We start from the raw sequence: 26,707 nt of genomic DNA, 5'->3' as shown, positions 1-26,707 counted from the left end.
ACGTTCTAGCCGCCTCGACGAGGCAGAAGGCAACCGAAGATGACTCGCATGCCCCGCACCAGCCTCCTTAGCCGGGCCACCGCCGCCGGCCTGCTGGTCGCCCTCGCACTCACCCCGGCCTTTGCCGCCGAAAAGACGGGAAAGCTGCCGCCCAATGCCTATCAGGGTCTTGGAATGTCCTCGGACCAGCCGATCCAGTTCGAATCGGAACAGCTCGAGGTGCACGACCAGGACAAGACGGCGGTATTCATCGGCCATGTCATCGTCCGACAGGGGGCGACCGTCCTGAAGACCGACCGCCTCATGGTGTTCTACCAGGGCTCGCCCTCCGGTGAAGGCCCGCAGCAGGTCAGCCGCCTCGAGGCGACGGGCAGCGTGCTGGTGACCTCGGCCAACCAGACGGCAAGCGGCGACGCCGCGACGTTCGACACCGCCGCCAATACGATCGTGCTCACCGGCAATGTCGTGTTGACCCAGGGCGACAATGTCATCCGCGGGTCGAAACTGCTGATCGACATCAACACCAGCCAGGCCAAGATGCTGGGCGGCCGGGTCCAGATGCTGATCGCTCCGAAATCGCTCGACGCCAAGGGCTGATGCCCCCTTTTCCGCCGGATACCAGAGCCTTGCTGAAGCGCTTCGCACAACCCGAGAGCCCGCCGCCTCCCGAGGCGGCAGATACCTCAGACCTTGCCGTCTTCAACCTCGTCAAGACCTTCGGCCAGCGGCCGGTGGTGCGCGGCGTTTCCATGCAGGTTCGGCGCGGCGAGGCCGTCGGCCTGCTCGGTCCCAACGGCGCCGGCAAGACCACGCTGTTCTACATGATCACCGGGTTGATCCCCGCCAATGGCGGCAGCATCTTCCTCGATGGCCATGACATCACCGGCTATCCGATGTTCCGCCGCGCCCGGCTCGGCATCGGCTACCTGCCACAGGAAGCCTCCATCTTCCGGGGCCTCACGGTTGAGAACAACATCCGCGCCGTGCTCGAACTGGTCGAACCGAACCGCGACGCCCGCGAGGCGGAGCTCGATGCCCTGCTCGACGAGTTTCATCTTGCCCACTTGCGTCGCCAGCCGGCGATTGCCCTCTCCGGCGGCGAGCGGCGGCGCGCCGAAATTGCGCGGGCGCTGGCCAGCCGGCCGATCTTCATGCTGCTCGACGAACCGTTCGCCGGCGTCGACCCGATCGCGGTCGGGGATATCCAGGCCTTGGTCCGCCATCTGACCGGACGCGGCATCGGCGTCCTGATCACCGACCACAACGTGCGCGAGACGCTCGGCCTCATCGACCGGGCCTACATCCTGCATTCCGGCATGCTGCTGGTGGAGGGCACGCCCGACGACATCATTGCCGACGCGGATGCACGTCGCGTTTACCTCGGCGAGCAATTTACCCTTTGAAGCCGCCTCCTGGCTAGGTTATGAAGCAAGAAGCGGACCACCTTCGGCCGCCTCGTTGATTTCATGGCTTCCGCTTCGGCGCGGGATGGAGGGGGTTGCTCGATGGCGCTGTCGGCGCGGCTCGAACTCAGACAAAGCCAGTCGCTGGTGATGACGCCGCAGCTGATGCAAGCCATCAAGCTGCTTCAACTGTCCAATATGGACCTCGTCACCTATATCGAGCAGGAACTCGAGCGCAATCCACTCCTCGAACGGGCCGACGATGGCGAAGGGGAAGCGCCAGCCGTCGAACCGGCCGACGCCGACGTGCCGGCGCAGGCCGACGCGCCAGACTGGTTCGAGACCGAGGGGGCTCCGAGCTCCGAGCGGGTCGCCAACGTCCTCGACACCGATATCGGCAATGTCTACCCCGACGATACCGGGCAACCCGAGCGCCAGCCTCTCGACGTCGGCGCGCTTGCCGGTGGCGACTGGTCGTCGGTCGGGCGTGGCGGTACGGGCGAGGACTACAGTCTCGAAAGCTTCGTCGCCGGCGAAATCGGCCTGGGCGACCACCTTGCAGAGCAATTGGCCGTTGCGATCACGGATCCGGCGTTGCGGCTCATCGGTCACGACCTTATCGACCAGGTGGACGAGGCCGGTTACCTTAGGGCCGATCTTGCCGCGACCGCCGAACGGCTGGGCGCTTCGCTTTCCGACGTCGAGAAGGTGGTTGCCGTGCTCCACACCTTCGAGCCGACCGGCATCTGCGCCCGCAATCTCGCCGAATGCCTGGCGTTGCAGCTTGCCGAAAAGGATCGCCTCGATCCGGCGATGCAGACGCTCGTCGCCCATCTCGACCTGCTTGCCCGGCGCGATCTCGCCGCGCTCCGGCGCCTTTGCGGAGTGGACGACGACGACCTTGGCGACATGATCAAGGAAATCCTGGCACTCGACCCCAAGCCGGGCCATGCCTTCGGATCAACGCAGGTGCAGACGGTGGTGCCCGACGTGATGGTGCAACCGGCATCCGACGGCGGCTGGACGGTGGAGCTCAACACGGACACGCTTCCGAAGGTTCTGGTCAACCAGACCTATTATGCCGAGGTGTCGAAAACGGTCCGCGAGGAGGAGAAGACCTATCTCGGCGAGTGTTTTCAGTCGGCCAACTGGCTGACGAAGAGCCTGGACCAGCGTGCCAAGACCATCCTGAAGGTGTCGACCGAGATCGTCCGCCAGCAGGATGGTTTCCTGACCCATGGCGTCGCCCACCTGAGGCCGCTCAACCTCAGGATGATCGCCGATGCGATCGGCATGCACGAATCGACCGTGTCGCGCGTCACCTCGAACAAATACATGGCGACGACGCGGGGCATCTTCGAACTCAAATACTTCTTCACCTCCTCGATCGCCTCTTCCGAGGGGGGGGACGCCCACTCTGCCGAAGCCGTGCGCCATCGCATCCGGCAATTGATCGACGCCGAAACCGCCGACGACGTGCTTTCCGACGACACGCTCGTCAAGATGCTGCGCGACGACGGCATCGACATCGCCCGCCGCACGGTCGCCAAGTATCGGGAAGCGTTACGCATTCCCTCCTCCGTGCAGCGCCGGCGCCTGAAGCAGCTTGCCGGGGCGTAGAATCGCGGTAACCTTTCGGAAATCGGAGGTCATCCGGAAGGCTGATTGATATCGCCTCCGGCCGACGCCACATCTGAGATATGCGGGCGCGTCGCCCGGCAACGCCAACTCAGGGAGGCTCTTCGGCTTTTCCGCTTCCACCCCCGATCGGCGCCCGCCCCAGCCGATGGCTGCGGAGCAGAGGGGGAAAGCGGCAACACCACCCACCGACGAGACGGAAAGCCGCGCCCCCGCTCGTCGGCGCCGGCCACGATCCGCCAAGCGCGGGAGGCCGGAGACCCAGGTGCTGGACAAAATATCTCCAGCGACAGGTCGGTTCATAAAGGCGCGAGAAACGAGGACTCTGATGCCGCTTCGCATTACCGGAAAGAACGTCGACATCGGCCAGGCGCTTCGCGAGCACATCACCACACGCACCGCCGAGGAGCTCGGCAAATATTACGACGAGCCGTTTACGGGCCATGTCGTGGTGCAAAAGGAGGGTAAGGCCTACATTGTCGACTGCTCGATCCAGCTCGCCTCCGGCACGACGCTGCAATCGCGAGGCGAGGATTTCGAGGTCTATCCGGCGGCCGAGAAGGCAGTGGAGCGAATCGGCAAGCGGATGCGGCGCCACAAGCGCAAGCTGAAGAACTTCAAGGGCGGCGAGTCGGCGGCCGGCGATCAGACGCCGGGCGGGCGGTCCTGGGGCGACCTCGATGCCCAGGCCACGGTGTTCGCCGCATTCGACGACGAGGAACTCGGCGAGGACTTCGCGCCGACGGTCGTGGCGGAAACCACTCAGAAAATCCGCACCATGAGCGTCGGGTCGGCAGTCAGCGAACTCGATTTCACCGGCGCGCCGCTGGTGATCTTCCGCAATGCCGGCAACGGCGGCGTCAACGTCGTCTACCGCCGCAACGACGGAAACATCGGCTGGGTGGATCCCGCGCTGAACGAAATCGCCGGCTGACGGGGCTCATCCCATCTGTCCTTTCTCGGTTCGGACCTATATGAAGGCGAGGGCCGGGGTAACCCGGCCCTCCGACAAACTTGGAACAAGACGATGGATCTGAGCGACCTCCTTGTGATCGACGCAATCCTGCCGCGGCTCAAGACCGCCAACAAGAAGCAGGCGCTTCAGGAGATGGCCGCCAAGGCTGCCGCTCTCACCGGGCGAGACGAGCGCGACATCTTCGAGACACTGATGCAGCGCGAGAAGCTTGGCTCGACCGGCGTGGGGCACGGCGTTGCCATCCCTCACGGCAAGCTGGCCGGTCTTGAACGGCTGGTGGGCGTCTTCGCGCTCCTCGACAGGCCGATCGATTTCGATTCACTCGACGGCGAGCCGGTCGACGTGGTGTTCCTGCTGCTTGCGCCGGAAAGCGCCGGTGCCGATCACCTGAAGGCATTGGCCCGCATAGCCCGCGTCCTGCGCGACGATGAAACGGCCGCGAAGCTTCGCGCCGCCGACGATGCCGCGGCAATGTATACGCTTCTCACCGAAAACGTCCGTTCCGACGCCGCCTGAGGCCGCGCCACGGAATCGATCCCACCGACCATTTTCAATGCGACCGAGGCCCCTTTTCAGCGGTGGCCTCGGGAGCACTTCGCATGACGCGATCGATGCGTTCGTGCCGGTTGATTTTCAGAAACAAATCATGAACAATGTCGGCGGAGACCTGATGATGCCCGTGCCGACTGCCGCGTTTTCTTCCCCGATCGAAAGCTTCGTCAACGATGGCCGGCAATCGGAAGCCGCTCGCCTCGTGCAGCGCGGGGTTGGGCGGCTGTTGGCGGGGCACGGGTTTTCGGTTCTCTACGAGCTGCCGCTCGCATCGGGACGGCGGGCCGACGTGGCTGCCCTCGGCGGCAATGGCGACATCTTCATCGTCGAGATCAAATCGTCGGTGGAGGATTTCCGCGCCGATCGCAAATGGCCGGACTATCGGCTTCACTGCGACCAACTGTTCTTTGCCACCCACGCCGGTGTGCCCGCCGATATATTTCCAGAGGATGCGGGCCTGATCGTCGCCGATGGTTACGGTGGAGCGATCCTTCGGGAAGCACCCAGCCACCGGCTCGCCGGCGCGACGCGGCGGGCCATGACCCTGCGCTTCGCCCAGGTGGCGGCGCGGCGCATCCAGCAACTGATCGATCCGCAACTCCCCGACATGGGCGCCTTCTGAGGGCTCACTCGAAGGGCGGACAGACTGAAGTCTATGCCGGAAAGGCCTCCTTGGCAGCCTCTTCGCGACTAAGAGCGGGGGTGCGGCCGCTTGCCGCGACGGACGCGAGCGCTATCCTTTTCTTTACCGACAACGAGGCGGCGAGGACACTTGGAAGGGGCGGTCACAATCGCCTGGAGGACGGCGTGCCGTATTATCACAGCTATTTCGGGCCCGAGGCGACCAGACCGCCGCTGCCAGCCCATCGCCGGCCACCGGAGGCTTCCGGCCTGTCGGCAAACCTATATGCCCGCGTTGCGCGCCGTTACTGCCTGCCAACGTTCAATCTCGGTACCGCCTTCATTTCCGGAGTGCGCAGCCCCATCGTCGAGCGGGTAGCGCGGACGACCCCCTTCTGGAAGCTCATCTCCTTCGATCGGCTGGCCCCGGACCCCGACATTGCCGCTCCTGGCGTGCTGGTACTGCCCCCGTATGCCGGACACTGCCCGACTCTGGTCCGCGACACGGTGGCGGCCTTTCTGCCCGGCCATGCGGTGCACGTCGCCGGCTGGGAGGATGCCCGACGCGTGCCGCTCTCATCAGGCGCCTTCGGGTTCGGCGAGGCGGCGGAGGCCGTCATCGAGATGGTCTCGCAGATCGGCACCCCCGTGCATGTTGTCGCGGTCACGGAAGCGGGCGTCATCGGCATCGCGGCCGCGACCCTGCTGGGAAAGCGCAATCGCCCCCTGGCGTCATTGACGCTGATCGGCGGCCCCGTCGACTGCCACACAGATCCTGCCGGACTTGCCGCCGAGGCGACCGCGCGCGGGCTGGACTGGTTCATGCGGGCCGCGATCGCGCCGGTTCCGCCGCCCTTCGAAGGCGCCTACCGTGAAGTGTTTCCTGGTTTTTTTGCTCTCACTGGTTTCCTGACGCGCAGCCTCGATCGATCCTCGGTCGACCACAAGGAACTGTTCCTGGAGCTTGTCCGAGGCGACGGCGACGGTGCCGACGGCCATCGCGGCTTCTTCGAGGAGTTCCTGGCGGTCATGGACGTCCCCGCCGAACTCGTTCTGCAGTGGATCGAGGCGGTGCTGATCGACCGGCCATTTGCGCCGGATCTCGGCAGGGCATTCCGGTCAAACGCCTCGCCCCTCCTTGCCACGACGCCCTTGATGACGGTGGAAGCGGAGTGCGACGCCTTCGGCGGCGGTGGCCAGACCCATGCGGCCCACCGGATGACCAGCGCGCCGCAGGATGGATGCCGCCATACCGAAGGTGGGGCCGGCCGCTTTGCCCTCTTCAGTGGAGCTCGATGGCGCGCATCGGTTTTCCCGCGCGTGGCCGATTTCATAGCCAGCCATGCCAGCCCACCTGCGCGACCGCACCTCGGCAAGGTCGAGGATCTTCTGACACTGTCCGGACTTACGCCCGCGCTCGCTGCCCGGCTCAACCGAGAGGGCGTCTACTTCGTCCATCAGCTCGCCCGGCTCGACGACGCCGCGGCGAACGACCTCGACAGGCGGCTCGGGACGGTTGCCCATCCGCTCGCCGCCCAGCTCGGCCGCGAGGCACGCTTCCGCCTCGATGACGGCGGACGGTCTTGAACGTCAGGGACGGCAAGGCCATATAGAGCGCTGATCACCGGGTGCCTCAGGGGCTCGGTCAAGGTCGCTTCCTTGCGAGGACTTTGAAAGATGACGAGATTGGCAGGCTTCTCGAGCCCGTTTCTTCTGGGCTTCGATGAGATCGAGCGTGCGCTCGACCGCGTGTCGAAGGCCGCGAACGACGGTTATCCTCCGTACAACATCGAACGTATCGAACGCGACGGTCCCGAAGGCGACGTGTTGCGCATCACGCTGGCGGTCGCCGGCTTCACGCGCGAGCAACTCGACGTTTCGGTCGAGGAAAACCAACTGGTCATTCGCGGGCGACAGGCGGACGACAAATCGCGCCTCTATCTCCACCGGGGTATCGCAGCGCGGCAATTCCAGCGCACCTTCGTGCTTGCCGAAGGCATAGAGATCCTCGGTGCCGATCTCCGAAACGGGCTGTTGTCCATCGATCTCGTCCGCCCGCCACTCGAGCGCGTCATTCGGCGAATCGAGATCAACGCCGAGGACTGACGATAAACGCGCCGGTCACCTTTTCCTCCTAGACTGCTATTCAGACACGGCGCCCTTCGCGGGTGCACGGTGTCCTCCCCCTGTCCGGTCACGGTCGGCGCGGGGGGAAAGGAGTAATGCGATGGCTTCTTTCACCAAGACCACTCCCGCCGACGATCGGAAGATCATGCCCGATGCCGCCTTCCGGCAACTCGGCGGTGGCAGTGTCGCCTATCTTCGCCGCGTCTCCTCCGATGACGTGATCGCCGCTCATCCGGGCTACCTCGATCTCCGGCCCGGCATGAAGCTGTGGGCGCTGCATTCGGCGGACGGCCAGCCCATCATGTTGACGGACAGCCGCGAGGCCGCCATCGCCAACGCCAACGAAGCGGACCTGACACCGATGATGGTGCACTGAGCGGTTCAGTCCAAGCCATCGACAAGGGCGGAAAATCCCTCGTCCGTCGGGAAACGCTTTGCGGCCTCGGCTGCGATGCGACGTGACGCAACAATATCGCCAGCGTCTCTCAGAAGCCGGATGCGCCGGCGCGGCACCTCCTTGAGGTAGCGTTTGACAAGGCTCGACAGGATGGCATCGGCAGCGATGGCCGCGTCGAGCCCGGCAAGCAAGGCTTCCGCCCGGCCAATGTCGCCTCCTCGTTCCGCCGCCTCGGCGGCGAGCAACGCAAGGCCTGGATTGATCTCCGGCAAAAGCCCCATCAGTGCATCCGGAACAAGCGCGGCTCCGGCGTCGAAGGCGACTCGGGCGGCGGCGAACCGCGCGTGGGCCAGCCAGTCGACAGAACGAACGAGCAAACCGCGCGCGGCCGCTTCGACGGCGATGTCGCGACGGAAGGTCGCGGTGACCTTGCGTATGATGTTCAGGCTATAGAGGTGGTCGTGAACTTCGTGACTTGAACGGAGCGGCACCAGCGTCACGTCGTCCGGCAACGACAGAGCGGCGAGACGAGCACCGACACCGGCGTCGTATGGGTCATAGAGCGGGACGATCACCCGCGCCGAGCCTCGGCGGGAGGGGGTGAGCAGGTGGCCGAGATCGGCCTCCTCTGCCTGCGAAGCGAGGCCGGCCGCAGCCGACTGGCTGCCCGGCTCGCCGATCCGGAAATCCGGCGCAAAGGCATAGAGCTCGGCGTCCAGGTGTCTGGACGCCGCCGCCGCGGCACCAAAGGCGCCCATCGAACTTCCGTAGAGAATGACGCGCCCGGCCTTCGCGGCCATGGCCGCCTCGCCGATCAACCGATCAATGTCCGCGCCGCAGCTCCGATACCAGTCGTTCGCCGGCTGGTTGAGAAGCAGGAGGCTGTGGCTCGTCCCTGCGAACAGACGTTCGAGACCGAACTTTCCGGCTGGAACCCGTACCTGGCTGAAGACGACGACCAGCGTATCGCCCCCCAGGCGGAACCTGTGGGCAAGATCGTCCCTGCCTGCATCCATCAAGGAAGCTGTCATTTTCGGAAAGCCGCCGGTTGCCATGGCCGCGCCGCTGCCGCACACCCTTGGTCGATGTTGGAGAGACGGAACATGGCTGATTCGTTACCTCAGAGAGACGCCGGAGGCGACCGTTCGCGGCGCCTGCCGCTGATCGACGCCCTACGCGGCGTTCTGCTCCTCGCCATGGCCTCCTATCATTTTTCCTGGGATCTCGCCAACGTCCGGCTGGTCAGCTGGGGCGTCGCCAGCGATCCGCTGTGGCGCGGCTACGCCGCCGCGATCGCCGGCAGTTTCTTGCTGCTGTCCGGCATTTCCTTTCGCCTTTCCGAGCGACGCGGATTCGATCCGGTCCGCTACGGCACCCGTCTCCTCCGCCTCCTGCTCGCCGCCGCGATCGTATCGATCGGGACCTACATCGTTTTTCCCGATGCCTGGGTCTTCTTCGGCATCCTGCACATGATGCTGCTGGCCAGCCTCCTCGCGCCGCTGCTCGTTCGCCTGCCCAATGGACTGTTGGTCCTTCTTGCGGTGGCGGCGCTCATCCTGCCCCAAGTCTGGCGATCGCCCGCCTTCGACGGCATTGGCTGGGGGGTTCTCGGCCTCGCAGAAACGCCGCCGGTCGCCAACGATCTTGTACCTCTGTTCCCGTGGATCGCTCCCTACATCGTTGGCCTCGTTGTCGGCGGTCCGCTGGCGCGCATCGACAAGGAACAGGCATGGCCGCTGCCGCGCCGGGCGTACTGGCTTGCCTCACTCGGTCGGCATTCCCTCCTTTTCTATCTTCTGCACCAGCCGTTGCTCTACGGTTTGGCCGTAGGCCTCGCCTCCGTCATCCCCGTCGATCCGGCGGTCCAGCGGGCCGGCTTCGTCGCCGACTGTCGCATGGAATACGAGCGCCATGGAGCAACCGGAGAGATGTCGGAGCGCTTCTGCGGATGCGTCGCGACCTCGGTCGACGACACCGGCATCTGGCAGAGTCGCGATGGCGACCCCACATTCGAGCCCCTGCTCGCCACTGCCGTCCAGGCCTGTCAGTCGCCGCCACCCGGCGACCTTCCCGGCCCGGCGGCATCCGACGAAAACGACTGACGGTATCTCACCAATGGAAAAGCCGGCGGGCATGGCTCGCCGGCTTACATTCGTCCCGAAGGATCCGACGCTCAGCCCGTGGGGCCTTCGGCGGACTCGCGACGATCCTGTTCCTTCAGTTCGTCAATGCGCGGCATCGACATGATCGAATAGCCGGAGTCGACGAAGTGGACCTCTCCGGTCACGCCCGACGACAGATCCGACAACAGGTACAAGGCCGAGCGGCCGACCTCGTCGATCGTAACGGTGCGCTTCAGCGGCGCGTTCTTCTTCTGGAAATTGAACATCAGCCGGGCGTCGGTGACGCCCGAGCCGGCCAGCGTGCGCACCGGTCCGGCCGAGATGGCGTTGACGCGGATGCCTTCGCTGCCGAAATCGGCCGCAAGATACCGCACCGAACTCTCAAGCGCCGCCTTGGCGACGCCCATGACATTATAGTTCGGCATGACGCGCGTCGAGCCGCCGTAGGTCAGCGTGAGCAAGGCGCCGCCCGCCGTCATCATCGCGGCCGCCTTGCGGGCGACTTCGGTGAAGGAAAACACCGAGATGACCATGGTCCGCGAGAAGTTGGCGCGCGTGGTGTCGGCGTAACGACCCTTGAGCTCGTTCTTGTCGGAAAAGCCGATGGCGTGCACCAGGAAGTCGATCTGTCCCCACTCGGCTTTCAGTGCGTCGAATACGGCATCGACCGACGCCTCGTCCTCGACGTCGCACGGCAGCAACAGCTTCGCCCCCACCTCCTCGGCCAGAGGCCTGACGCGCCGCCCGAAGGCCTCGCCCTGATAGGTGAAGGCCAGTTCGGCGCCGGCGGCGGAGAGGGCCTTGGCGATACCCCAGGCGATGGAATGGTCGTTGGCGACGCCCATAACGAGGCCGCGCTTGCCGGCCATGAGTCCATTCATAATCTGACGTCCTGAGAAGAAGAAAACGCCCGGCAAAGCCGGGCGGATGGGTCAGGCGGCGTAACGCTGGAAGACCAGCGTGGCGTTTGTGCCGCCGAAGCCGAAGCTGTTGGAGAGCACGGTGTCGATCTTGGCATCGTCGATACGGTCGCGCACGATCGGCATGTCGGCGAAAGCCGGATCGATCTCCTCGATATGCGCGCTCTTGACGATGAAACGGTTGTTGATCATCAGGAGCGAATAGATCGCCTCCTGCACGCCGGTGGCGCCAAGCGAGTGGCCAGTCAGAGACTTGGTCGCCGAGATCGGCGGACAGTTGTCGGCGCCGCCGAACACGGTGCGGATCGCCTCGATTTCCGGCGCGTCGCCGGCCGGCGTCGAGGTGGCGTGCGGGTTGATGTAGTCGATCTTCCCTTTCACCGTGGACAGCGCCTGGCGCATGCAGCGCACCGCGCCCTCGCCCGACGGCGCGACCATGTCATAGCCGTCGGAAGTGGCGCCGTAGCCGACGATCTCACCGTAAATCTTGGCGCCACGCGCCTTGGCATGCTCCAGCTCCTCGAGAACCAGCACACCGGCGCCGCCGGCGATGACGAAGCCGTCGCGGTTCTTGTCGTAGGCACGGGAGGCGGTGGCCGGCGTGTCGTTATACTTGGAGGCCATGGCGCCCATGGCGTCGAACAGCACGGACAGCGTCCAGTCGAGCTCTTCGCAGCCACCGGCGAACATCACGTCCTGCTTGCCATACTGGATCATCTCGTAGGCGTTGCCGATGCAGTGGTTCGACGTGGCGCAGGCCGAGGAGATCGAATAGTTGACGCCCTTGATCTTGAACCAGGTGGCAAGCGTCGCCGAGGCGGTGGAACTCATCGCCTTGGGGACCGCGAAGGGACCGACCTTCTTGGACGAACCGCTTTCGATGGTCTTCAGCGCCGATTCGACGATGGCGCGCGTCGAGGCGCCACCCGAACCCATGATGATGCCAGTGCGTTCGCTGGAGACGTCGGCAGCCTCAAGACCAGAATCGAGAATAGCCTGGTCCATGGCCACGTGATTCCAGGCGGTGCCGCCGCCGTGGAATCTCATCGCCCGGCGGTCGACGATCGTCGCGGGATCGAGGGACGGTGCGCCGTAGACCTGGCAACGGAAACCGTGCTCGGCGAAGGTGGGGGCAAAGGTAATGCCCGACCGGGCGTCATGGAGGGACGCCAGCACCTCCTGAGTATTGTTGCCGATCGAGGACACGATGCCCATGCCGGTGACGACGACGCGTCTCATGGCTGTCTTTCCTTGTTTCTGATGCGGGCGGGCTCAGGCGGTCTGGAACAGGCCGACGCGGAGATCCGTCGCCTTGTAGATGGTCTCGCCGTCGGCCTTCAGCCAGCCGTCGCCAATGCCGAGCACCAGCTTGCCGCGCATGACGCGCTTGAGGTCGACGCCGTACTCCACCAACTTGACGGCAGGGGTGACCATGCCGCTGAACTTCACCTCGCCGACCGACAGAGCGCGCCCCTTGCCGGGCGAACCCGACCAGCCGAGGAAGAAGCCGAGCATCTGCCAGAGGGCATCAAGGCCAAGGCAACCGGGCATGACCGGGTCGCCCTTGAAGTGGCAGGGGAAGAACCAGAGGTCGGGGCGGATCGCAAGAGTGGCACGGATGAGACCCTTGCCAAACTCGCCGCCCACCTCGGCAATCTCAGAGATGCGATCGAACATCAGCATCGGCGGCATCGGCAGTTGGGCATTACCCGGTCCGAACAACTCCCCGCGTCCGCAGGAAAGGAGATCCTCATACTCGTAGCTGTTCTTGCGAAGACTCATGCTGCTGTCCGTACCTTGTCCCTTCAGGCGCGCTCAAGGCAGCGCCAATCGCCGTCCATCAGGACGGTGTTCACGTGGTAGGTCGATCTCTAACACAGGCAAGGCGTCCTCGAAAGCCTTGGTACAAACGCGGCAATGGCCTTTTTGGCGCGTTCTTGCAGTCTCCACCCACTTTGCTAATATGTCGCAATCGAAAAAGACGTCCGGCTCCGCCGATCACCCAGGATAACGCCATCATGGACCGCCCGCTCTCCTCCAGCCCGTCGATCGCCACGACGGACATGGCACGCCGAACTGCCCCTGGCGCTCAATCGGCACCCGGCGCCTCCATGATCGCCAAGATTCCAGTGCGGACCCGCCTGCGCGACGTCGGCCTCAGGCCCACCCGCCAGCGCGTAGCTCTCGCCGAGATCCTGTTTTCGCACGGTCATCGGCATCTGTCGGCCGAGGACCTGCACGCCGAGGCTCTGACGGCCAAGGTGCCGGTATCGCTCGCCACCGTCTACAACACGCTGAACCAGTTCACCGAGGCCGGCTTGCTGCGCGAGGTGGCCGTCGAGGGCACACGCACCTATTTCGACACCAATACCGACGATCATCACCATTTCTACGTCGAGGACGAAAACCGGGTGTTCGACATTCCCGGCCCTCACGTGGAGATCGGCGACCTGCCGCCGGCGCCCGCCGGCATGGAGATCGTCCGCGTCGACGTGGTCGTCCGCCTGCGCAACAAGCGTGAGACCATCTGACAACCGGAAGCCGGATGAACGGCTTCCGTCCTATTCCGCCGACAGGGCCGCCACCACTTCGTAACCGTCGCCCCGGCAGAAGGCGCGGCTGATTTCGACTGCGCGGCCGCCAGACGTGTAGCTGACGCGCTCCACCCGCATGGCTGGCGTTCCTTCGGGCAGCTCCAGAAGGCCAGCCTCCACCGCGCCGAGCGCCACCGCCCGGAAACGTTCGACGCCGCGCATTGCCGGCAGTCCCGCGTCAGCCAGTGCGGCTGCCGGCGATGCCGTGGCGGTCTCCATGTCCACGACCATGGCCGGCAGGGTCGTCAGCTCGAGAATGCGCGGATGCCCGTCCACGCAGTGGAGGCGATAGAGCCGAAGGACGCGCTCGCCGGGACCGAGGCCCAGCGTCATGGCCTCGGGGGCCGATGGCGGCCCGGTCAGGCGGTCGACGAGGCGCGTCTCCACCGCCTCACCCTTTTCCATCAGCTCGTCGGCATGAGACCGCAGTACCGTCTGACGCCTGGGGGCGGACTCCGAAGGTCGCCCGTCTTCCTTGGGTGCCGTTCCCGCGCCGGCAACGGTGGAACCGCCTCCCGGTCGCGTGGTCACGAGCCCCTCGGCGACGAGCGGCGCCATAGCCTGCCGCACCGTGATGCGCGAGATGGAAAGGCCGGCCGCTATCGCCCGTTCGGACGGCAGCGGCACACCGGCCACAAGACGTCCGCTGGAAATGGCAATCCTGAGGGCCGCTTCCAGTCGGCGGCAGAGCGGCGCGTCGCCGCCGCGCGCACGCCAGTCCTGGCCGACCACCCGGGTAAAGGGCTCCATCATCGGCCGGCATCCCTTCTCGCAAGACCGAGCGCGCCGTCGAGGGCGTCGCCGACGGGGTCGACAAGCAGACTGGCGGAGCGCGACGACAATCGCCGCCGATAGCTCGGTGAGAGTCCGCCCATCAGCGCGATCCTGCCAACGCCTTCAACGGCGAGACGCCCGATCAGCGCCTCGATATCCGCCACGGCGGCGGCAACGATGGAGACGGCCACGGGATCGCCGAGGTCGGCATGATCGAAGACCATCGGCGCCAGCGCCGCCCAATCGGACGGGCGCGCCGTCTTGCCAAAAGCCGACAGAGCCATCGCCGATCCTCCGAGACGGTCGAGGATCGCCGCCGTCATGGCAGAGGAAGCCGCAAGTCCTTCATGGGCTTCGAGGGCCCGGCGCGCTGCCATCCGGCCGATCACAACACCCGAACCGCCGTCGGAGAGAGCCGCGCCCCAACCGCCAAACCGGATGCGCCGATCACCCAACCGGCCATAGGCCTGGCTGCCGGTGCCGACGATCAGGATGCCGCCGTCGGCACCGGCAAAGGCACCCTCAAGGGCGATTTCAGCGTCGGTGACCACGCGAAGGCGATGGAAACCGAACGGTGCGCCGGCAAGCCGCGCGGCGACGCCAGGATTCGCCGCGCCGGCGGCACCGATCACCGCCACGATCTCGGCCCGATCGCTTCCGGAAAGCCCTGCGGCGCCAAGCGCCGCCGCCGTCGCGGCCTCGAGCGCCGCCAAGGCGCCCTCTGGATCGTTGCCGACGTTGGCCGGACCGCCACGGCCCTCGCCCAGCCGGCGGCCGGCATCGTCGACAAGGCGGGCACGCGCGTTGCTGCCACCCCCGTCCATGCCGAGAAAAAGCCGCCCCATGATGCTTGCCGCCGCCTTTCCGAGACGCTCCCTAGTCCCCAGGCCAAGCAAAGCCCGTCTCCGATCCGCTGGCAATCGGCCTCATCGCGGTATCAACGACTATCTCGGTGGGCAGCCCTAATAGACCACATCGGATCGGCACATTTCCAACCGTTTGATGCGATCCGGACCGAGGAATTGAGTCCAGATTTTGAGTCCGGATCGGAGTCCGGTTGGGAGTCCAGTGGAGAGTCCGACTTGGTCGTCGGGCTCAGGTAGCGAGTCCGGCCAGCACAACGGCCGGGGCTCGTTCAGCGATCAAGTCCGGCGATTAGGAGATATTTTTTCTCAACATATTCGTCGATGCCGTGGTGCGAGCCTTCCCGGCCGTTCCCACTTTCCTTGACCCCGCCGAACGGCACCAGCTCGGAGGATATGGCGCCCGAGTTGATGCCGACCATGCCGGCCTGCAGACCCTCGGCAACGCGGAAGATGCGGCCGACGTCGCGCGCATAGAAATAGGAGGCGAGGCCAAACTCCGTGTCGTTGGCGAGCCGGATCGCTTCCTCCTCGGTGTCGAAACGGAAGACCGGTGCAAGCGGGCCGAAGGTCTCCTCGCGCGCAACGGCCATGGCGGCGGTGACGCCGGTGAGCACGGTCGGCTCGAAAAAGCTGCCACCGAGCGGCGACCGGGCACCGCCGGTCACCACGCTAGCGCCTTTGGCAAGCGCGTCCGCGACATGCGCCTCGACCTTCTCTACGGCCTTCGCGTTGACAAGCGGCCCTTGCGTCACGCCGGGAACGCGGCCGTCGCCAAGCTTCAGTGCCTTCACAGCCACCGTGAGCTTCTCGACGAAGGCGTCATGGATGCCGGCCTGGGCATAGATGCGGTTGGCGCAGACGCAGGTCTGACCCATGTTGCGGAACTTCGAGGCCATGACGCCTTCGACGGCGGCGTCGAGATCGGCATCGTCAAAGACGATGAAAGGCGCGTTGCCGCCGAGTTCGGTATAGAGCTTCTTCACCGTTCCCGCGCACTGGACGATGAGCTTCTTGCCCACCTCCGTCGAGCCCGTGAAGGAGACGACGCGCACCGCGGGATGGGTGGTCAACACATCGCCGACCACCGAGGACTTGCCGGTGACGACGTTGAGAACGCCCTTCGGCAGGCCGGCGCGAGACGCGAGGCGAGCGAGCGCCAAGGCCGTCAACGGCGTTTCGGAGGCTGGCTTCACCACCGCCGTGCAGCCCGCCGCCAGCGCCGGCGCCACCTTGCGGGTGATCATCGCCGCCGGGAAGTTCCACGGCGTGATGGCGGCGACGACGCCGGCCGCCTCGCGGATCACCAGCACCCGCGCGCCGTCCTTCGGCGAGGGCAACGTTTCGCCAGCGATGCGCTTGGTCTCCTCGGCGTAGAACTCGACATAGCCGGCGGCATAGTCGATTTCGCCCAGGGCCTCGGCCAGCGGCTTACCCTGCTCAGCGGTCATGATGAGAGCGAGATCTTCGCGGTGCTCGATCATCAGATCGTACCAGCGACGCAGGAGGCGCGAGCGCTCCTTGGCGAGCAGCCGCTTCCAGGCCGGCAAGGCGCGATCAGCCGCCTCCACGGCCCGCGTCGTGCCATCGGCGTCGGTCAGCGGCACCCGTCCCACGACGGCGCCGGTCGACGGGTCGGTCACGTCGAGAGCCGGCGTGCCGACGAATTCACCGTCGATTAGGCAGGCTTCCACGAGAAGCGAGGGGTCCTTGAGCTGTAGCGACATGGTAGCGGCCTTTCGTGCTGGATGCCGTGAACGGCTCGTCCTCCTCGGGGCAGCGTCAGACAGCGTCCCCGCCAACCGGGTCCGGCGCGGCGACGGCCGGCAGATGCGACAGCACGCCATCGTCGTCGACGGCGCCAAGGCGGCCGAGCAAACGTAACATATGGGCCGGCACCGGCGCCCGCGCCAGGATGGGCGGCTTCTTGCGATAGTACGGAAGCTCCAGCTCACGAGCGTGGAGATGCAGGTTGCGGTCGACGGCCCGTGCCGGGTCGCCGCCATAGACGCCGTCGCCGACGATGGGACAACCGAGATGGGCCATGTGGACGCGGAGTTGATGGGTCCGACCGGTGCGCGGCATCAGGTCGACCACCGTCAAGCGTTCGCCTCGCGCAATGACCCTGTAATCGGTGACCGACGCCTGACCGGCCGGATCGACCTTCATCCACCAGGAGCGCTTTTCGTGGCTGACCTTGGCAAGCGGAGCATCGATGCGCCCCTCGTCGTCCGGCAGGTGGCCCAGCACAACGGCGAGATAGGTCTTCTGCGCCTTCTGCCCCGCGAAGATCTCGCCGAGCTCGCGGAGCTCGCGGATAGCGCGCCGGTGCCGACCGAGGGCCAGACAGCCGGACGTATCCTTGTCGAGCCGATGGCCGAGCTGCGGCGGATTCGGCAGACCGAATTGCAGTGCCGGAAAATGCTGGTCAAGGGTTTCGCCGCCACCGAAGCCTGCATGCACGGGAAGCCCGGCCGGCTTGTCGACGATGAGCACAGAGCCGTCTCGATAGAGGATGCGGGCGATCAACTCGTCGTCGGTCATGAAAAATTCCGAAATCCCGACGGTCTAGTGCCGTCGGGGCTTCATAACGCGAAGGGCGTTCGAAACGAAGTCAATTCGCCTCGCCGAGCAGCGTTGCCGTGTTGCAGACGGCTCCCGCGGCGACCACGTCCATCTTGCCGGGCACGATGCCGAAGGTGGCAAAGACGCTGGACAAAACGGCATCGACGGGCTTGACGCTGCCGACAATCAGCCGAGCGATCTCGTCGCGGACACCGCCCTCCGACATGACGCCCCGGGCGCTGCCGTCCAGCGACACCAGCACCTGCGTTTCGGCGGCCAGCCGCTCGAGACGGTTGCTGAAGTCGATCGGCGCCCGAAGGCTGGCGACGGTATCGCCTGCACCGGGGCGGAAGACCAGATCGACCGGCGGGTCCTCGGCGAAAGAGGATCGTCCTTTGCCCCAGGCCGTCAGGCCACCGGTGGCGAGAAGCCGAACATAGTCCGATGCGCCAGCCGGCGAGGCCGTGTTCTCGGCGGCGAACGCCACGCTGGCCCGCACAGGGCGGCCGGTGACGGCAACTTCTGGGCCCGCGGGACCGCAGACGATCCGCCGGATGCGGGCATCGCCGGAACTCAGTCTGACCTCGAGCGGCAGCTCCAGGGTGTCGGCACCCGGAATGGCAAGCCCACTGATGATGAAACGCGAGGCGATGCGAATGCTGGGAATACCGACGAGGCCATCCTCGCCGCCGATCAGCACCGCCGCCGAGGCTTTCTCCGATTCCATCGTCAATGTTACGGCATCGATTCCGGTAATCGGCGACCTCAACTCGACATTGATGGCGCCTTGCGCCAGGCGGGCGCGCATGACCGCCTGAATGAACTCCAAGGGCCTGAGCGGCGCCGCAAGCGTCAGATCGGCATCTTCCCCGCCCAGACTGATCACGCCGGAAAACGGCAGGATTGTTTCGTCCGCCGCGCCGGAGCTCGCCAGGCGGCTTATGATATCCCGCACACGCGCGATCTCCGCCGAACCTCTGGCCCCATCGCGATAAAGGGCTGCAAGTGCCGACAAAAGCTCGACGGGCTTGAAGGAGGCCACGGCCACCGTCGCCACGCCTGCCGCATCGGTTCCTCCCTCACGGGTGGCAAGGATGCTTCCAAGCTCCGTCACCAGATCGGCGATGCGGAACGTCGTCCCACCGAGAACGGCCCGCTCGTCGACAGTCAACGCACCGGCTGCTCCGAACAGGCGCGACTCGATGGCCGCCGGTACGGTCGGGAGTTCCGGCACGGCGGACGTCCGTTCGGTCAGGGCGGCGACACCGGCGCGCGATGCCATCGCCGTCGCCACGACGGTCCGGCGTCCCAAACCGATCGGCGTGCCGAGCAGACTGCGTACGGTCGTCGATACGGTGACGCGCGCCACCTCACCCGGGCCGCCAATGAAAGCGAGGCCGGATGGCCCCGGCAGGGCCTTGCCCCGTTCGGCGGTCACGGCGATATCGGCGTCGCTTGCCAAGGCCCGGGCGGCCGCCATCGCAACGGGACCGGGGGTCTCGGTCGCTTTGGCGGCGGCGAGCGCGGCAACGTTGGCCGCCTTATCTGCGAAGCGCCGGGTCTCCGACAGCCTCAACCAGTCGGTGACAGCGAGCACAGATAGGGCGACAAGCACGACGCCACCGGCAACGGCGCCAGCGGCGACCGGCCCCGTCAACGAGCGGAAGGTAGAAAAAGGAGATCGGGACAACAAATCTGCACGAACCAATGTCTGGGTTTCGCGACTATTGCCCGAATTGTCTTCCGAGCGGTTAACTTGCCAGCGAAAGCGATGACAGATCGAAGTTTTTGCCGCACTGCACCCATGCGTACCTGACAAAGCTCAGCCGACGGCATATGGATGGACAGGACGCAGGAGGCGTCCAACCGACCAGTCCCAAGCATCGCCCGCGCTGCTATAGAAGGACCGACATTGCTTTGTTTTCGCACATCCTCCGGCCTGAAGGCTGACGGTCATGGGGAGTGCGTCAGGAGGAATCATGCTCAAGGCCATCGACCCGCTGCTCAACCCCGACCTTCTCTACGTGCTGGCCTCCATGGGCCATGGTGACACGATCGCCATCGTAGACAGCAATTTCCCCATCCACTCGGTGGCCCAGGAGACCGTCTACGGCCATCCGCTGCGCCTTGACGGCGTGTCGGCCCCGCGTGCGGCGCGGGCTGTCCTGTCGGTCCTGCCGCTCGATACCTTCATCCCCACCGCCGCCTTCCGCATGGAAGTCGTCGGAGAGCCGGAAAAGTGGACCGACGTTCAGAATGAGTTCCAGAAGGAGGTCTTCGATGCCGAGGGACCGACCTTCAAGCTGGGTGGCATCGAGCGCTTTGCCTTTTACGAGGCGGCCAAGAAGTCGTTCGCGGTGCTTCAGACCGGCGAGGGTCGTCTTTATGGCTGCTTCCTCCTCACCAAGGGCGTGATTCCGCCGAAGGCCTGACGCGGAAATCGCCCGACCGGCCGTCGGATCGCCTCGTGCCTCTTCATCGATCCGTCCCGGCCGGCAGGGGCGAAGCGCCCGTCGCCAAGGGCGCTGCCATCTTCGCAAGTCGACAAGAGACCAACGACATGACCGATACCAAGAAATCCGGCGTTGCCATCCTCGGCATCTTCGCCGTCGACGTTACCTTCCTTGCTCCCCGCCTGCCGGCCATCGGCGAAACCCTGGCTGGCTCGGGCTTCGTCATGGGCCCCGGCGGCAAGGGCTCCAACCAGGCGGTGGCGGCGGCGCGGGCTGGCGGCAAGGTCAGTTTCATCACCAAGATCGGCCAGGACGCCTTCGGCGACATCGGGCTCAAAACCTGGGCCGAGGCCGGAGCCACCGCCCGTGTGCAGCGCATCGACACGCACCCGACCGGCTCGGCCTTCATCTTCGTCAACGACGCCAATGGCCAGAATGCCATCATCGTCTATGCCGGCGCTTCGGGCACGCTCTCGCCAGCCGACCTCGACCTCGAACAGGAAACGATCGCCGCGGCGAAGGTGTTCGTGACGCAGCTCGAACAGCCGATCGACGCCGCCCTGCGCGGCCTCCAGATCGCCCGCGCCGCCGGCACGATCACCGTTTTCAATCCGGCGCCGGCCACGGCATTTCCGGACGAGATCTATCGGCTCTCCGACTATATCGCCCCCAACGAAACGGAAGCGGCCATGCTGACCGGCATCGCGCCGGGGACGGTGGATGATGCCCGCAAGGCAGGCGACGCGCTTCTCGCCAAGGGCGCCAAGAATGCGCTGATCACGCTCGGGAGCAACGGAGTGCTGCTGCACAGCACCACGCAGTCGGTACATCTGCCGGCGCGGGCCGCCGGCGAGGTGATCGACACCACCGGGGCCGGCGACGCCTTCCTCGGCGGCTTCTCGGCGGCGCTTTCCAAGGGGCTCGATCCGGTCGAGGCAGCGCGCTACGGCTCGGCGACAGCCGGCATCTCGGTGACGCGGCGCGGCGCGGCCGCCTCCATGCCGACGGCGGCCGAGATCGAAGCCTTCCTCAAGAGCTGACCATCACGTTGAGCCGCCCCGATCGGTAGACGCCCTCGGAAACAGCGGCTTCAGCGCGCGGTAAAGATCGCGATAGAGCGGCAGGCGGGCGGCAAGCGCCGCCTGCCGTTCGGCGTTGGGCAGGACGACGTCGCGCAATTCCGGCTTGACGCAGACCTCGGCAACGGACTCGCCGGTCACCGCCAGCCGGGCGAGGCGAGCGACACCGAATGCCGGGCCGCGCTCGCCTCCGGCATAACGGCGGATGGGCCGACCAAGGGCGCTCGCCACCACCTCCATGACGAAACGGCCGCGGCTGCCGCCACCGACGGCGGCCAGCGTCGCCGGCACGGGACCGGCCGTTTCCAGCGCCGCCACCGCGTCGACCAGCGTGAAGGCCATGCCCTCGACGGCCGCCTGCAGAAGATCGAGACCATCCGCACCGCCGTCCATGCCGAAGAACACGCCGCGCGCCGCCGGATCGTCGTGCGGAGTCCGTTCGCCTTGAAGGTATGGCAGGAAGGTCACCGGCGACACGACACGCCTGCGCTCGGCCAAGGCCTCGAGCGCGGCGCCGAGGTCGGGCATTCCCGTGACGCCGGCCGTCCAGGCCATGACCGAGGCTCCGTTGAGCATGGCCGCCATCTGAAACCATCGACCGGGCAGCGCGTGGGCGAAGGCATGCACCAGAGCGGCCGGATTGGGGCGATAATCGGCGGTCGTCAGAAACAACTGGCTCGATGTGCCGAGCGAAATGAAGGCGTCGCCGTCATCGACCGCGCCGATGCCGATGCCGGCGGCGGCCGCGTCGCCGGCCCCGGCCACGACCGGAATGCCTTCGGGAAGGCCGGTTGCAGCGGCGGCGGCGGCAGTGACCCGACCGGAGATTTCCGATCCTTCCAGGAGACGCGGCAACTGATCGAGACGAAGTCCGACGGCCTCGACGACGGTCGCCGCCCATTGCCGCCTCGCCTCGTCGAGCAGAAGACTGCCGGCGGCGTCGCACATGTCGGTGGCGAACTCGCCCGTCAGCTGCAGGCGAACCCAGTCCTTGGGCAACAGTATGTGGCTGGCTGCTGCGAGCGTATCGGGCTCGTGGCGACGCAGCCATGCGATCTTCGGGGCGAGAAAGCCGGCCATGGCCGGCACGCCGACGAGCATTCCGAGATCGGGCATCGCCGCGTTGAGCGCTGTGGCCTCGGCTGCCGCCCGCCCGTCGTTCCAGAGAATGGCAGGGCGGAGGGGCCTGTCGTCACCGCCCAGCAACACCGCGCCGTGCATCTGGCCGGAAAGACCCACGGCAACGACACGCTCCAGCAGCCCGGCCGTTGAGGCGGACATTTCGGCGAGTGCCTGTCGTACGGCCCGCCACCAGATATCCGGATGCTGTTCGGACCAACCCGGCGCCGGTCGACTGGTTGCGAGCGCCACTTCGGCGCCAGCCAGTGGACGCTCGCCGGCGTCGACGATGAGCGCCTTCACCGCCGACGTCCCGATGTCTATCCCCAGGAAACAAGCGTTATCGGCCACGGCCCCCTCCCGTTCCTTCCCGTGTCCGGTCTAGCCCGCTGGGCGGACCGTCGCCAGCCCCATGCTCTTGATCGTTGGTCGAGGTGGGTTTTTTTGCCGGTCCGGCGGCTCGCCGCCGTACTCGGAACATGTTATGAAAAGCTGATTGTATCGTTTCATATTGGGAGGTTTACGTGGCCGAACGGGATATCGAGGCGCTCCTCGATGCGATGACGCTGGAGGAGCAGGTGTCGCTGCTCGCCGGTGCCGACTTCTGGACGACGGTGGCGATACCGCGACTCGGCATTCCCGCCATCAAGGTATCCGACGGGCCAAACGGCGCCCGTGGTGGCGGCTCGCTCGTCGGTGGCGTCAAGGCGGCGAGCTTCCCCGTGGGCATAGCCCTTGGAGCCAGTTGGAATCCCTCGCTTGTCGAGAAAATCGGTGGAGCCCTGGCCGAGGAGGCAAGATCGAAGGGTGCCTCGGTGTTGCTTGCCCCCACGGTCAACATCCAGCGCTCCGCCGTCAACGGCCGCAACTTCGAGTGCTACTCCGAAGATCCCTGCGTCACCGCTACACTTGCAACCGCCTATATAGAAGGCCTGCGGAATGGCGGTGTCGGCGCCACGATCAAGCATTTCGTCGGCAACGAGTCGGAGATACAGCGCACCACCATGAGCTCGGACGTCGACGACCGGGCATTGCGCGAAATCTACCTGCCGCCCTTCGAAGCCGCCGTGAAGACCGCGGGCGTCTTCGCCGTCATGAGTTCCTACAACCGGCTGAACGGGACGTTCACCTCCGAGCACAAGGCGCTTCTCCGCGACCTTCTGAAGGACGAGTGGGGCTTTTCGGGCATCGTCATGTCGGACTGGTTCGGCTCCCATTCGACCGCGCCGACGGTCGAAGCGGGGCTCGACCTCGAAATGCCCGGGCCAACACGCGACCGTGGCGACAAGCTGGTCGCCGCAGTGCGGGCTGGAGAAGTCGCGGCCGATAGGGTGCGCGAGGCCGCCCGGCGCGTGCTGACGTTGATCGAGCGGGTTGGGGGCTTCGATACGCCCGACATTCCCGCCGAGCGGGCCATCGACAAGCCGGAGCATAGGGCGCTGATCCGCCGGGCCGGCGCGGAAGCGATCGTGCTCCTCAAGAACGACGGCATCCTGCCGCTCGATCTGGCGGGCCAGACGATCGCCGCCATCGGCCCCAACGCCGAGGCGGCGCAGATCATGGGCGGTGGCAGCGCCCAGCTCAATCCTCACTACGCGGTTTCGCCAGCCGACGGCCTCCGCGTCCTCACATCGGAAAACCAGCTCCGAACGGCGCCGGGCGTTACCGCCAACCGGCTGATGCCATTGATCTCGGGACCGTTCGAGGTGGACGTCTACGGCCGCCCCGATCTCACCGGCCCCGTGGTCGAACATCAGAGCCATCCGCTCGGCGAAGTGATGTGGTTCAACGAGGTGGCGCCCGGCGTGGCCGACGCCGAGTTCTCGCTGCGGGCCACCACCCGCTTCACACCATCGGAGACGGCCGAGCATGTGTTCGGACTGGTCAGCATCGGGCCGAGCCGCCTGATCGTCGACGGCCGGACGGTGGTCGACATTCGAAAGGATTGGGCACCGGGCGACAATTACTTCGAGTGCGGCAATCGCGAAGTGCGCGGGACGATCGCACTCGAAGCGGGGCGAACCGTCGACGTGGTCGTCGAGTATCGATTCGTGCAGGCCATCACTCTCAATCTCAAGGCCATTCGCGTCGGCGTCGCCGTGCCGCTCGGCGACAAGGCCTTCGCCGATGCCGTCGAGCTCGCCCGCGCCTCGGACATCGCCATCGTCTACGCCGGCCGGTCCGGCGAGTGGGACACCGAGGGCAACGACCTGCCGGGCATCGCCCTACCCGGCCGCCAGGACGAACTGATCGCCGCCATCGCGGCCGTCAACCCTCGTACGGTCGTCGTGCTGCAGACCGGCGGCCCCGTGGCCATGCCCTGGCTCGACAAGGTCGGCGCGGTTGTCGAGGCCTGGTATCCGGGACAGGAAGCGGGCAACGCCATTGCCGACGTGCTGACCGGCGTCGCCGAGCCGGGCGGTCGCCTCGCCCAGACCTTCCCGCGCTCAATCGACCACACCCCCGTCGAGACCGGCGACCCGTCGACCTATCCCGGTCGGGATGGCCACGTCGTCTATCGGGAGGGTGTGTTCGTCGGCTACCGTCACTATGATAAGGCCGGCATCGAGCCATTGTTCCCCTTCGGGCATGGCCTCAGCTACACCAGCTTCGACTGGCAGGCGCCGAGCGTGGATAAGCCGGTCTTCGACGGCGAGGGGACCATCACCGTTCGCGTCCGGGTGACCAACAACGGAGCGCGGTCCGGCTCCGAGGTGGTGCAGCTCTACGTGGCGCCTCCGACATCGCGCGTCGACCGGCCGGTCAAGGAGCTGAGGGCATTTGCCAAGCTTCTCCTCGCACCGGGCGAAACCGTGGAAGCAACGATGCTGCTTTCCCCACGCGCCTTCTCCTACTTCGATGTCGAGCGCAACGCCTTTGTCGCGGAGAAGGGCCGCTACAGGCTGATTGCGGCCGCCTCCGCCGCCGCGGCGAAAGGCAGCGTCGACATCGAGCTGACACGAGAGATCGTAGAGGTCGTGAGCGCTCGCCTCCGGCACTGAGATCGTCACCGAGGCAAAAGAAAACCCGGACGTGGCCTAGCCATGTCCGGGGTGGTAAGTCTGCAACTTGGCGGCTGCAGTGACCGAGAGGCGTGCTTTCGGAAAGTGAGCTGGGTTTCCGTCGGCTCGATGTTGACGTTATGCCCCGGTCATCACGGCCATGCCAGCGGCAAACGCTGCCCTGGCGCCAAGTCTTGCCAAGTCGTGAACGAGATCCGCTCACCCTTGTCATTTATGACGATGCCAGTTAGGAAGCCGAAAGCTTACTGCGGCCAATTTGCCTAAATTTCGGCCTCTTGGGGGGTATAGGCTAAATATTCCCTTTATAGTTTCTATCAAATGAGACAGAGCTAAGTTCACACACCGTTTCTCATGCTCATTTTCTGAAGCTTCACGTTTCCCGGATACGTTATCTTTCAGAAAATCCGCATGGAAACCGTCATGAAGCTCCTTCTGGTCGACGACAACCCAAGTAATCTTTTCATGCTCGGCAAGCTGGCGCAGAGCTCCGGCATCGCCGACGTGCAGTCGTTTCGCGACCCCTTGCAGGCGCTCGACGAGGCCCGCCGAACCCGCTTCGACCTGATCATCGTCGATTACATGATGCCGGGGATCGACGGGCTCACTCTCATCCGCGAGGTGCGCAGCCTTCCCGATTATGTCGACGTGCCCATCGTCATGGTCACCACTGTCGACCAGCGGGAGATCTGCTACGCAGCCCTCGAGGCCGGAGCGACCGACTTTCTCACCAAGCCGGTCGACATGGCCGAGGCCAAGGCGCGGCTTCGCAATCTCGCGATGCTGCGCGAGATGCAGAACAAGCTCAGGGACCGCGCCGACTGGCTGCAGACCGAGGTGCAGAAGGCCACCCACGATCGGTTGGGTCTCGAAGAGGAGATCATCCTGCGTCTCGCCCGCGCCGTGGAGCGCCGCGATCCCGCGATCGGCAGTCACCTGGTACGCGTCGCCCGCACGGCCCGCGAACTCGCAGAGGAGCTCGGCCAGGGCGAGACCTACTGCCAAGACCTCTACATCGCCTCGCTGATGCACGACATCGGCAAACTCGGCCTATCCGACGACCTTCTTCACAAGACCGGTCCCTACACGACCGAGGAGCGCCGCCGAATGCAGGCGCATACCCTGATCGGCGGCGAGATTCTCGAAGGCTCCCGGTCGCGCGTCATTCGCCTCGCCGCCGAGATCGCCGAGACGCACCACGAGTTCTGGAACGGGACCGGCTATCCGCGCGCCCTCAAGGAAACGGCGATACCGCTCGCCGGACGTATCGTCGCCGTCGCCGACGTGTTCGATGCGCTGACCTCCGAGCGCCCCTACAAGGCCGCGTGGACGGCGGAAGAGGCTGCCCGCTACATCGCCGACAACGCCGGCCAGCAGTTCGATCCAGAGGTCGCGAGGGCGTTTTCGTTGCGCTACTTCCGCATCCTGAAGATCCGGGAACAGGCTGGAACACCCTTCGGCTTCGCCGCCTGACCTTTCTTGC

The 26,707-nt window shown here is 65.8% G+C and carries 25 protein-coding genes; 15 read left to right on the top strand and 10 right to left on the bottom strand.

Annotation, left to right across the window (positions count from 1 at the left end; genetic code table 11):
* Positions 1-48: 48 nt before the first annotated feature.
* From lptA to QQZ18_RS18920, 9 genes are all read left to right on the top strand, one after another.
* Entirely contained in the window at positions 49-597 is a 549-nt protein-coding gene (gene lptA, locus QQZ18_RS18960; protein WP_284542514.1) for a lipopolysaccharide transport periplasmic protein LptA, read from the top strand.
* Positions 597-1,403 carry an LPS export ABC transporter ATP-binding protein gene (gene lptB, locus QQZ18_RS18955; protein ID WP_284542513.1) on the top strand — a complete coding sequence of 269 codons (807 nt, stop codon included), beginning with the start codon at positions 597-599 and terminating at the stop codon, positions 1,401-1,403. The genes lptA and lptB overlap by 1 nt, the downstream gene beginning before the upstream one ends.
* A 102-nt stretch (positions 1,404-1,505) precedes the next feature.
* The gene (gene rpoN / locus QQZ18_RS18950; RefSeq protein ID WP_284542512.1) at positions 1,506-3,023 is read left to right on the top strand and encodes an RNA polymerase factor sigma-54; all 1,518 of its coding nucleotides are present in this window, start codon (positions 1,506-1,508) and stop codon (positions 3,021-3,023) included.
* Positions 3,024-3,369: 346 nt separating this feature from the next.
* Positions 3,370-3,975 (top strand): ribosome hibernation-promoting factor, HPF/YfiA family, encoded by a 606-nt coding sequence (gene hpf / locus QQZ18_RS18945; RefSeq protein WP_284542511.1) that lies wholly within the window; start codon positions 3,370-3,372, stop codon positions 3,973-3,975.
* A 93-nt stretch (positions 3,976-4,068) separates the two neighbouring features.
* On the top strand, positions 4,069-4,533 hold the full coding sequence (ptsN, locus tag QQZ18_RS18940; protein WP_284542510.1) for a PTS IIA-like nitrogen regulatory protein PtsN: 465 nt from the start codon (positions 4,069-4,071) through the stop codon (positions 4,531-4,533).
* Between the two features lie 157 nt (positions 4,534-4,690).
* The gene (locus QQZ18_RS18935; RefSeq protein WP_284542583.1) at positions 4,691-5,191 is read left to right on the top strand and encodes an MmcB family DNA repair protein; all 501 of its coding nucleotides are present in this window, start codon (positions 4,691-4,693) and stop codon (positions 5,189-5,191) included.
* Positions 5,192-5,376: 185 nt separating this feature from the next.
* Positions 5,377-6,777 carry a polyhydroxyalkanoate depolymerase gene (locus QQZ18_RS18930; RefSeq protein ID WP_284542509.1) on the top strand — a complete coding sequence of 467 codons (1,401 nt, stop codon included), beginning with the start codon at positions 5,377-5,379 and terminating at the stop codon, positions 6,775-6,777.
* Positions 6,778-6,867: 90 nt separating this feature from the next.
* A complete protein-coding gene (locus tag QQZ18_RS18925; protein WP_284542508.1) occupies positions 6,868-7,296 on the top strand; it encodes an Hsp20 family protein in 429 nt (142 codons plus the stop codon).
* 121 nt (positions 7,297-7,417) lie between these two features.
* A complete protein-coding gene (locus QQZ18_RS18920) occupies positions 7,418-7,693 on the top strand; it encodes a BQ00720 family protein (protein ID WP_446728681.1) in 276 nt (91 codons plus the stop codon).
* Between the two features lie 5 nt (positions 7,694-7,698).
* Here the strand turns inward: QQZ18_RS18920 and QQZ18_RS18915 are convergent, their stop codons facing one another.
* Entirely contained in the window at positions 7,699-8,730 is a 1,032-nt protein-coding gene (locus tag QQZ18_RS18915) for a hypothetical protein (RefSeq protein ID WP_284542507.1), read from the bottom strand.
* Positions 8,731-8,817: 87 nt separating this feature from the next.
* On the opposite strand from QQZ18_RS18915, the gene QQZ18_RS18910 reads away from it, so the two are divergent.
* Positions 8,818-9,816 (top strand): heparan-alpha-glucosaminide N-acetyltransferase, encoded by a 999-nt coding sequence (locus tag QQZ18_RS18910; RefSeq protein ID WP_284542506.1) that lies wholly within the window; start codon positions 8,818-8,820, stop codon positions 9,814-9,816.
* Positions 9,817-9,887: 71 nt separating this feature from the next.
* On the opposite strand, the gene fabI is transcribed toward QQZ18_RS18910, so the two are convergent.
* The 3 genes from fabI to fabA are packed head-to-tail and all read right to left on the bottom strand — an operon-like array spanning position 9,888 to position 12,539.
* Entirely contained in the window at positions 9,888-10,718 is an 831-nt protein-coding gene (gene fabI / locus QQZ18_RS18905) for an enoyl-ACP reductase FabI (protein WP_284542505.1), read from the bottom strand.
* 51 nt (positions 10,719-10,769) lie between these two features.
* Complete coding sequence (gene fabB / locus QQZ18_RS18900; RefSeq protein ID WP_284542504.1) at positions 10,770-11,996, bottom strand: beta-ketoacyl-ACP synthase I; 1,227 nt, start codon at positions 11,994-11,996, stop codon at positions 10,770-10,772.
* Between the two features lie 33 nt (positions 11,997-12,029).
* Positions 12,030-12,539 carry a 3-hydroxyacyl-[acyl-carrier-protein] dehydratase FabA gene (fabA, locus tag QQZ18_RS18895; protein WP_284542503.1) on the bottom strand — a complete coding sequence of 170 codons (510 nt, stop codon included), beginning with the start codon at positions 12,537-12,539 and terminating at the stop codon, positions 12,030-12,032.
* Between the two features lie 329 nt (positions 12,540-12,868).
* Between fabA and irrA the strand changes: the two genes are divergently transcribed.
* Complete coding sequence (irrA, locus tag QQZ18_RS18890; protein WP_284542581.1) at positions 12,869-13,288, top strand: iron response transcriptional regulator IrrA; 420 nt, start codon at positions 12,869-12,871, stop codon at positions 13,286-13,288.
* A 30-nt stretch (positions 13,289-13,318) separates the two neighbouring features.
* On the opposite strand, the gene QQZ18_RS18885 is transcribed toward irrA, so the two are convergent.
* From QQZ18_RS18885 to QQZ18_RS18865, 5 genes are all read right to left on the bottom strand, one after another.
* Positions 13,319-14,104: a GntR family transcriptional regulator gene (locus tag QQZ18_RS18885; protein ID WP_284542502.1), complete on the bottom strand. Its 786-nt coding sequence runs from the start codon at positions 14,102-14,104 to the stop codon at positions 13,319-13,321.
* Complete coding sequence (locus QQZ18_RS18880) at positions 14,101-14,970, bottom strand: BadF/BadG/BcrA/BcrD ATPase family protein (protein ID WP_284542501.1); 870 nt, start codon at positions 14,968-14,970, stop codon at positions 14,101-14,103. The genes QQZ18_RS18885 and QQZ18_RS18880 overlap by 4 nt, the downstream gene beginning before the upstream one ends.
* 290 nt (positions 14,971-15,260) lie before the next feature.
* Complete coding sequence (locus tag QQZ18_RS18875) at positions 15,261-16,715, bottom strand: NAD-dependent succinate-semialdehyde dehydrogenase (protein WP_284542500.1); 1,455 nt, start codon at positions 16,713-16,715, stop codon at positions 15,261-15,263.
* A gap of 55 nt (positions 16,716-16,770) precedes the next feature.
* The gene (locus QQZ18_RS18870) at positions 16,771-17,532 is read right to left on the bottom strand and encodes an RluA family pseudouridine synthase (RefSeq protein WP_284542499.1); all 762 of its coding nucleotides are present in this window, start codon (positions 17,530-17,532) and stop codon (positions 16,771-16,773) included.
* A 70-nt stretch (positions 17,533-17,602) separates the two neighbouring features.
* Positions 17,603-19,243 (bottom strand): hypothetical protein, encoded by a 1,641-nt coding sequence (locus tag QQZ18_RS18865; RefSeq protein WP_284542498.1) that lies wholly within the window; start codon positions 19,241-19,243, stop codon positions 17,603-17,605.
* A gap of 289 nt (positions 19,244-19,532) precedes the next feature.
* Here QQZ18_RS18865 and QQZ18_RS18860 point away from each other — a divergent pair, with 289 nt between their 5' ends.
* Both QQZ18_RS18860 and rbsK read left to right on the top strand, forming a co-directional pair.
* Positions 19,533-19,985 (top strand): RbsD/FucU family protein, encoded by a 453-nt coding sequence (locus QQZ18_RS18860; RefSeq protein WP_284542497.1) that lies wholly within the window; start codon positions 19,533-19,535, stop codon positions 19,983-19,985.
* Positions 19,986-20,113: 128 nt separating this feature from the next.
* A complete protein-coding gene (gene rbsK, locus QQZ18_RS18855; protein ID WP_284542496.1) occupies positions 20,114-21,046 on the top strand; it encodes a ribokinase in 933 nt (310 codons plus the stop codon).
* Positions 21,047-21,049: 3 nt separating this feature from the next.
* Here rbsK and xylB read toward each other — a convergent pair whose 3' ends face one another.
* Positions 21,050-22,555, bottom strand: a complete 1,506-nt coding sequence (gene xylB / locus QQZ18_RS18850; protein WP_284542495.1) for a xylulokinase — start codon at positions 22,553-22,555, stop codon at positions 21,050-21,052.
* Positions 22,556-22,764: 209 nt separating this feature from the next.
* Between xylB and QQZ18_RS18845 the strand changes: the two genes are divergently transcribed.
* Together QQZ18_RS18845 and QQZ18_RS18840 are read left to right on the top strand one after the other, a co-directional pair.
* Positions 22,765-25,206: a beta-glucosidase H gene (locus QQZ18_RS18845; RefSeq protein WP_284542580.1), complete on the top strand. Its 2,442-nt coding sequence runs from the start codon at positions 22,765-22,767 to the stop codon at positions 25,204-25,206.
* A 441-nt stretch (positions 25,207-25,647) separates the two neighbouring features.
* Complete coding sequence (locus tag QQZ18_RS18840) at positions 25,648-26,697, top strand: HD domain-containing phosphohydrolase (protein WP_284542494.1); 1,050 nt, start codon at positions 25,648-25,650, stop codon at positions 26,695-26,697.
* Positions 26,698-26,707: the final 10 nt, after the last annotated feature.

The sequence above is a fragment of the Pleomorphomonas sp. T1.2MG-36 genome (assembly GCF_950100655.1).
Lineage (GTDB): Bacteria > Pseudomonadota > Alphaproteobacteria > Rhizobiales > Pleomorphomonadaceae > Pleomorphomonas.
The sequence above is the reverse complement of the archived record's forward strand: the minus strand, read 5'-3'. Positions and strand labels throughout refer to the sequence as shown.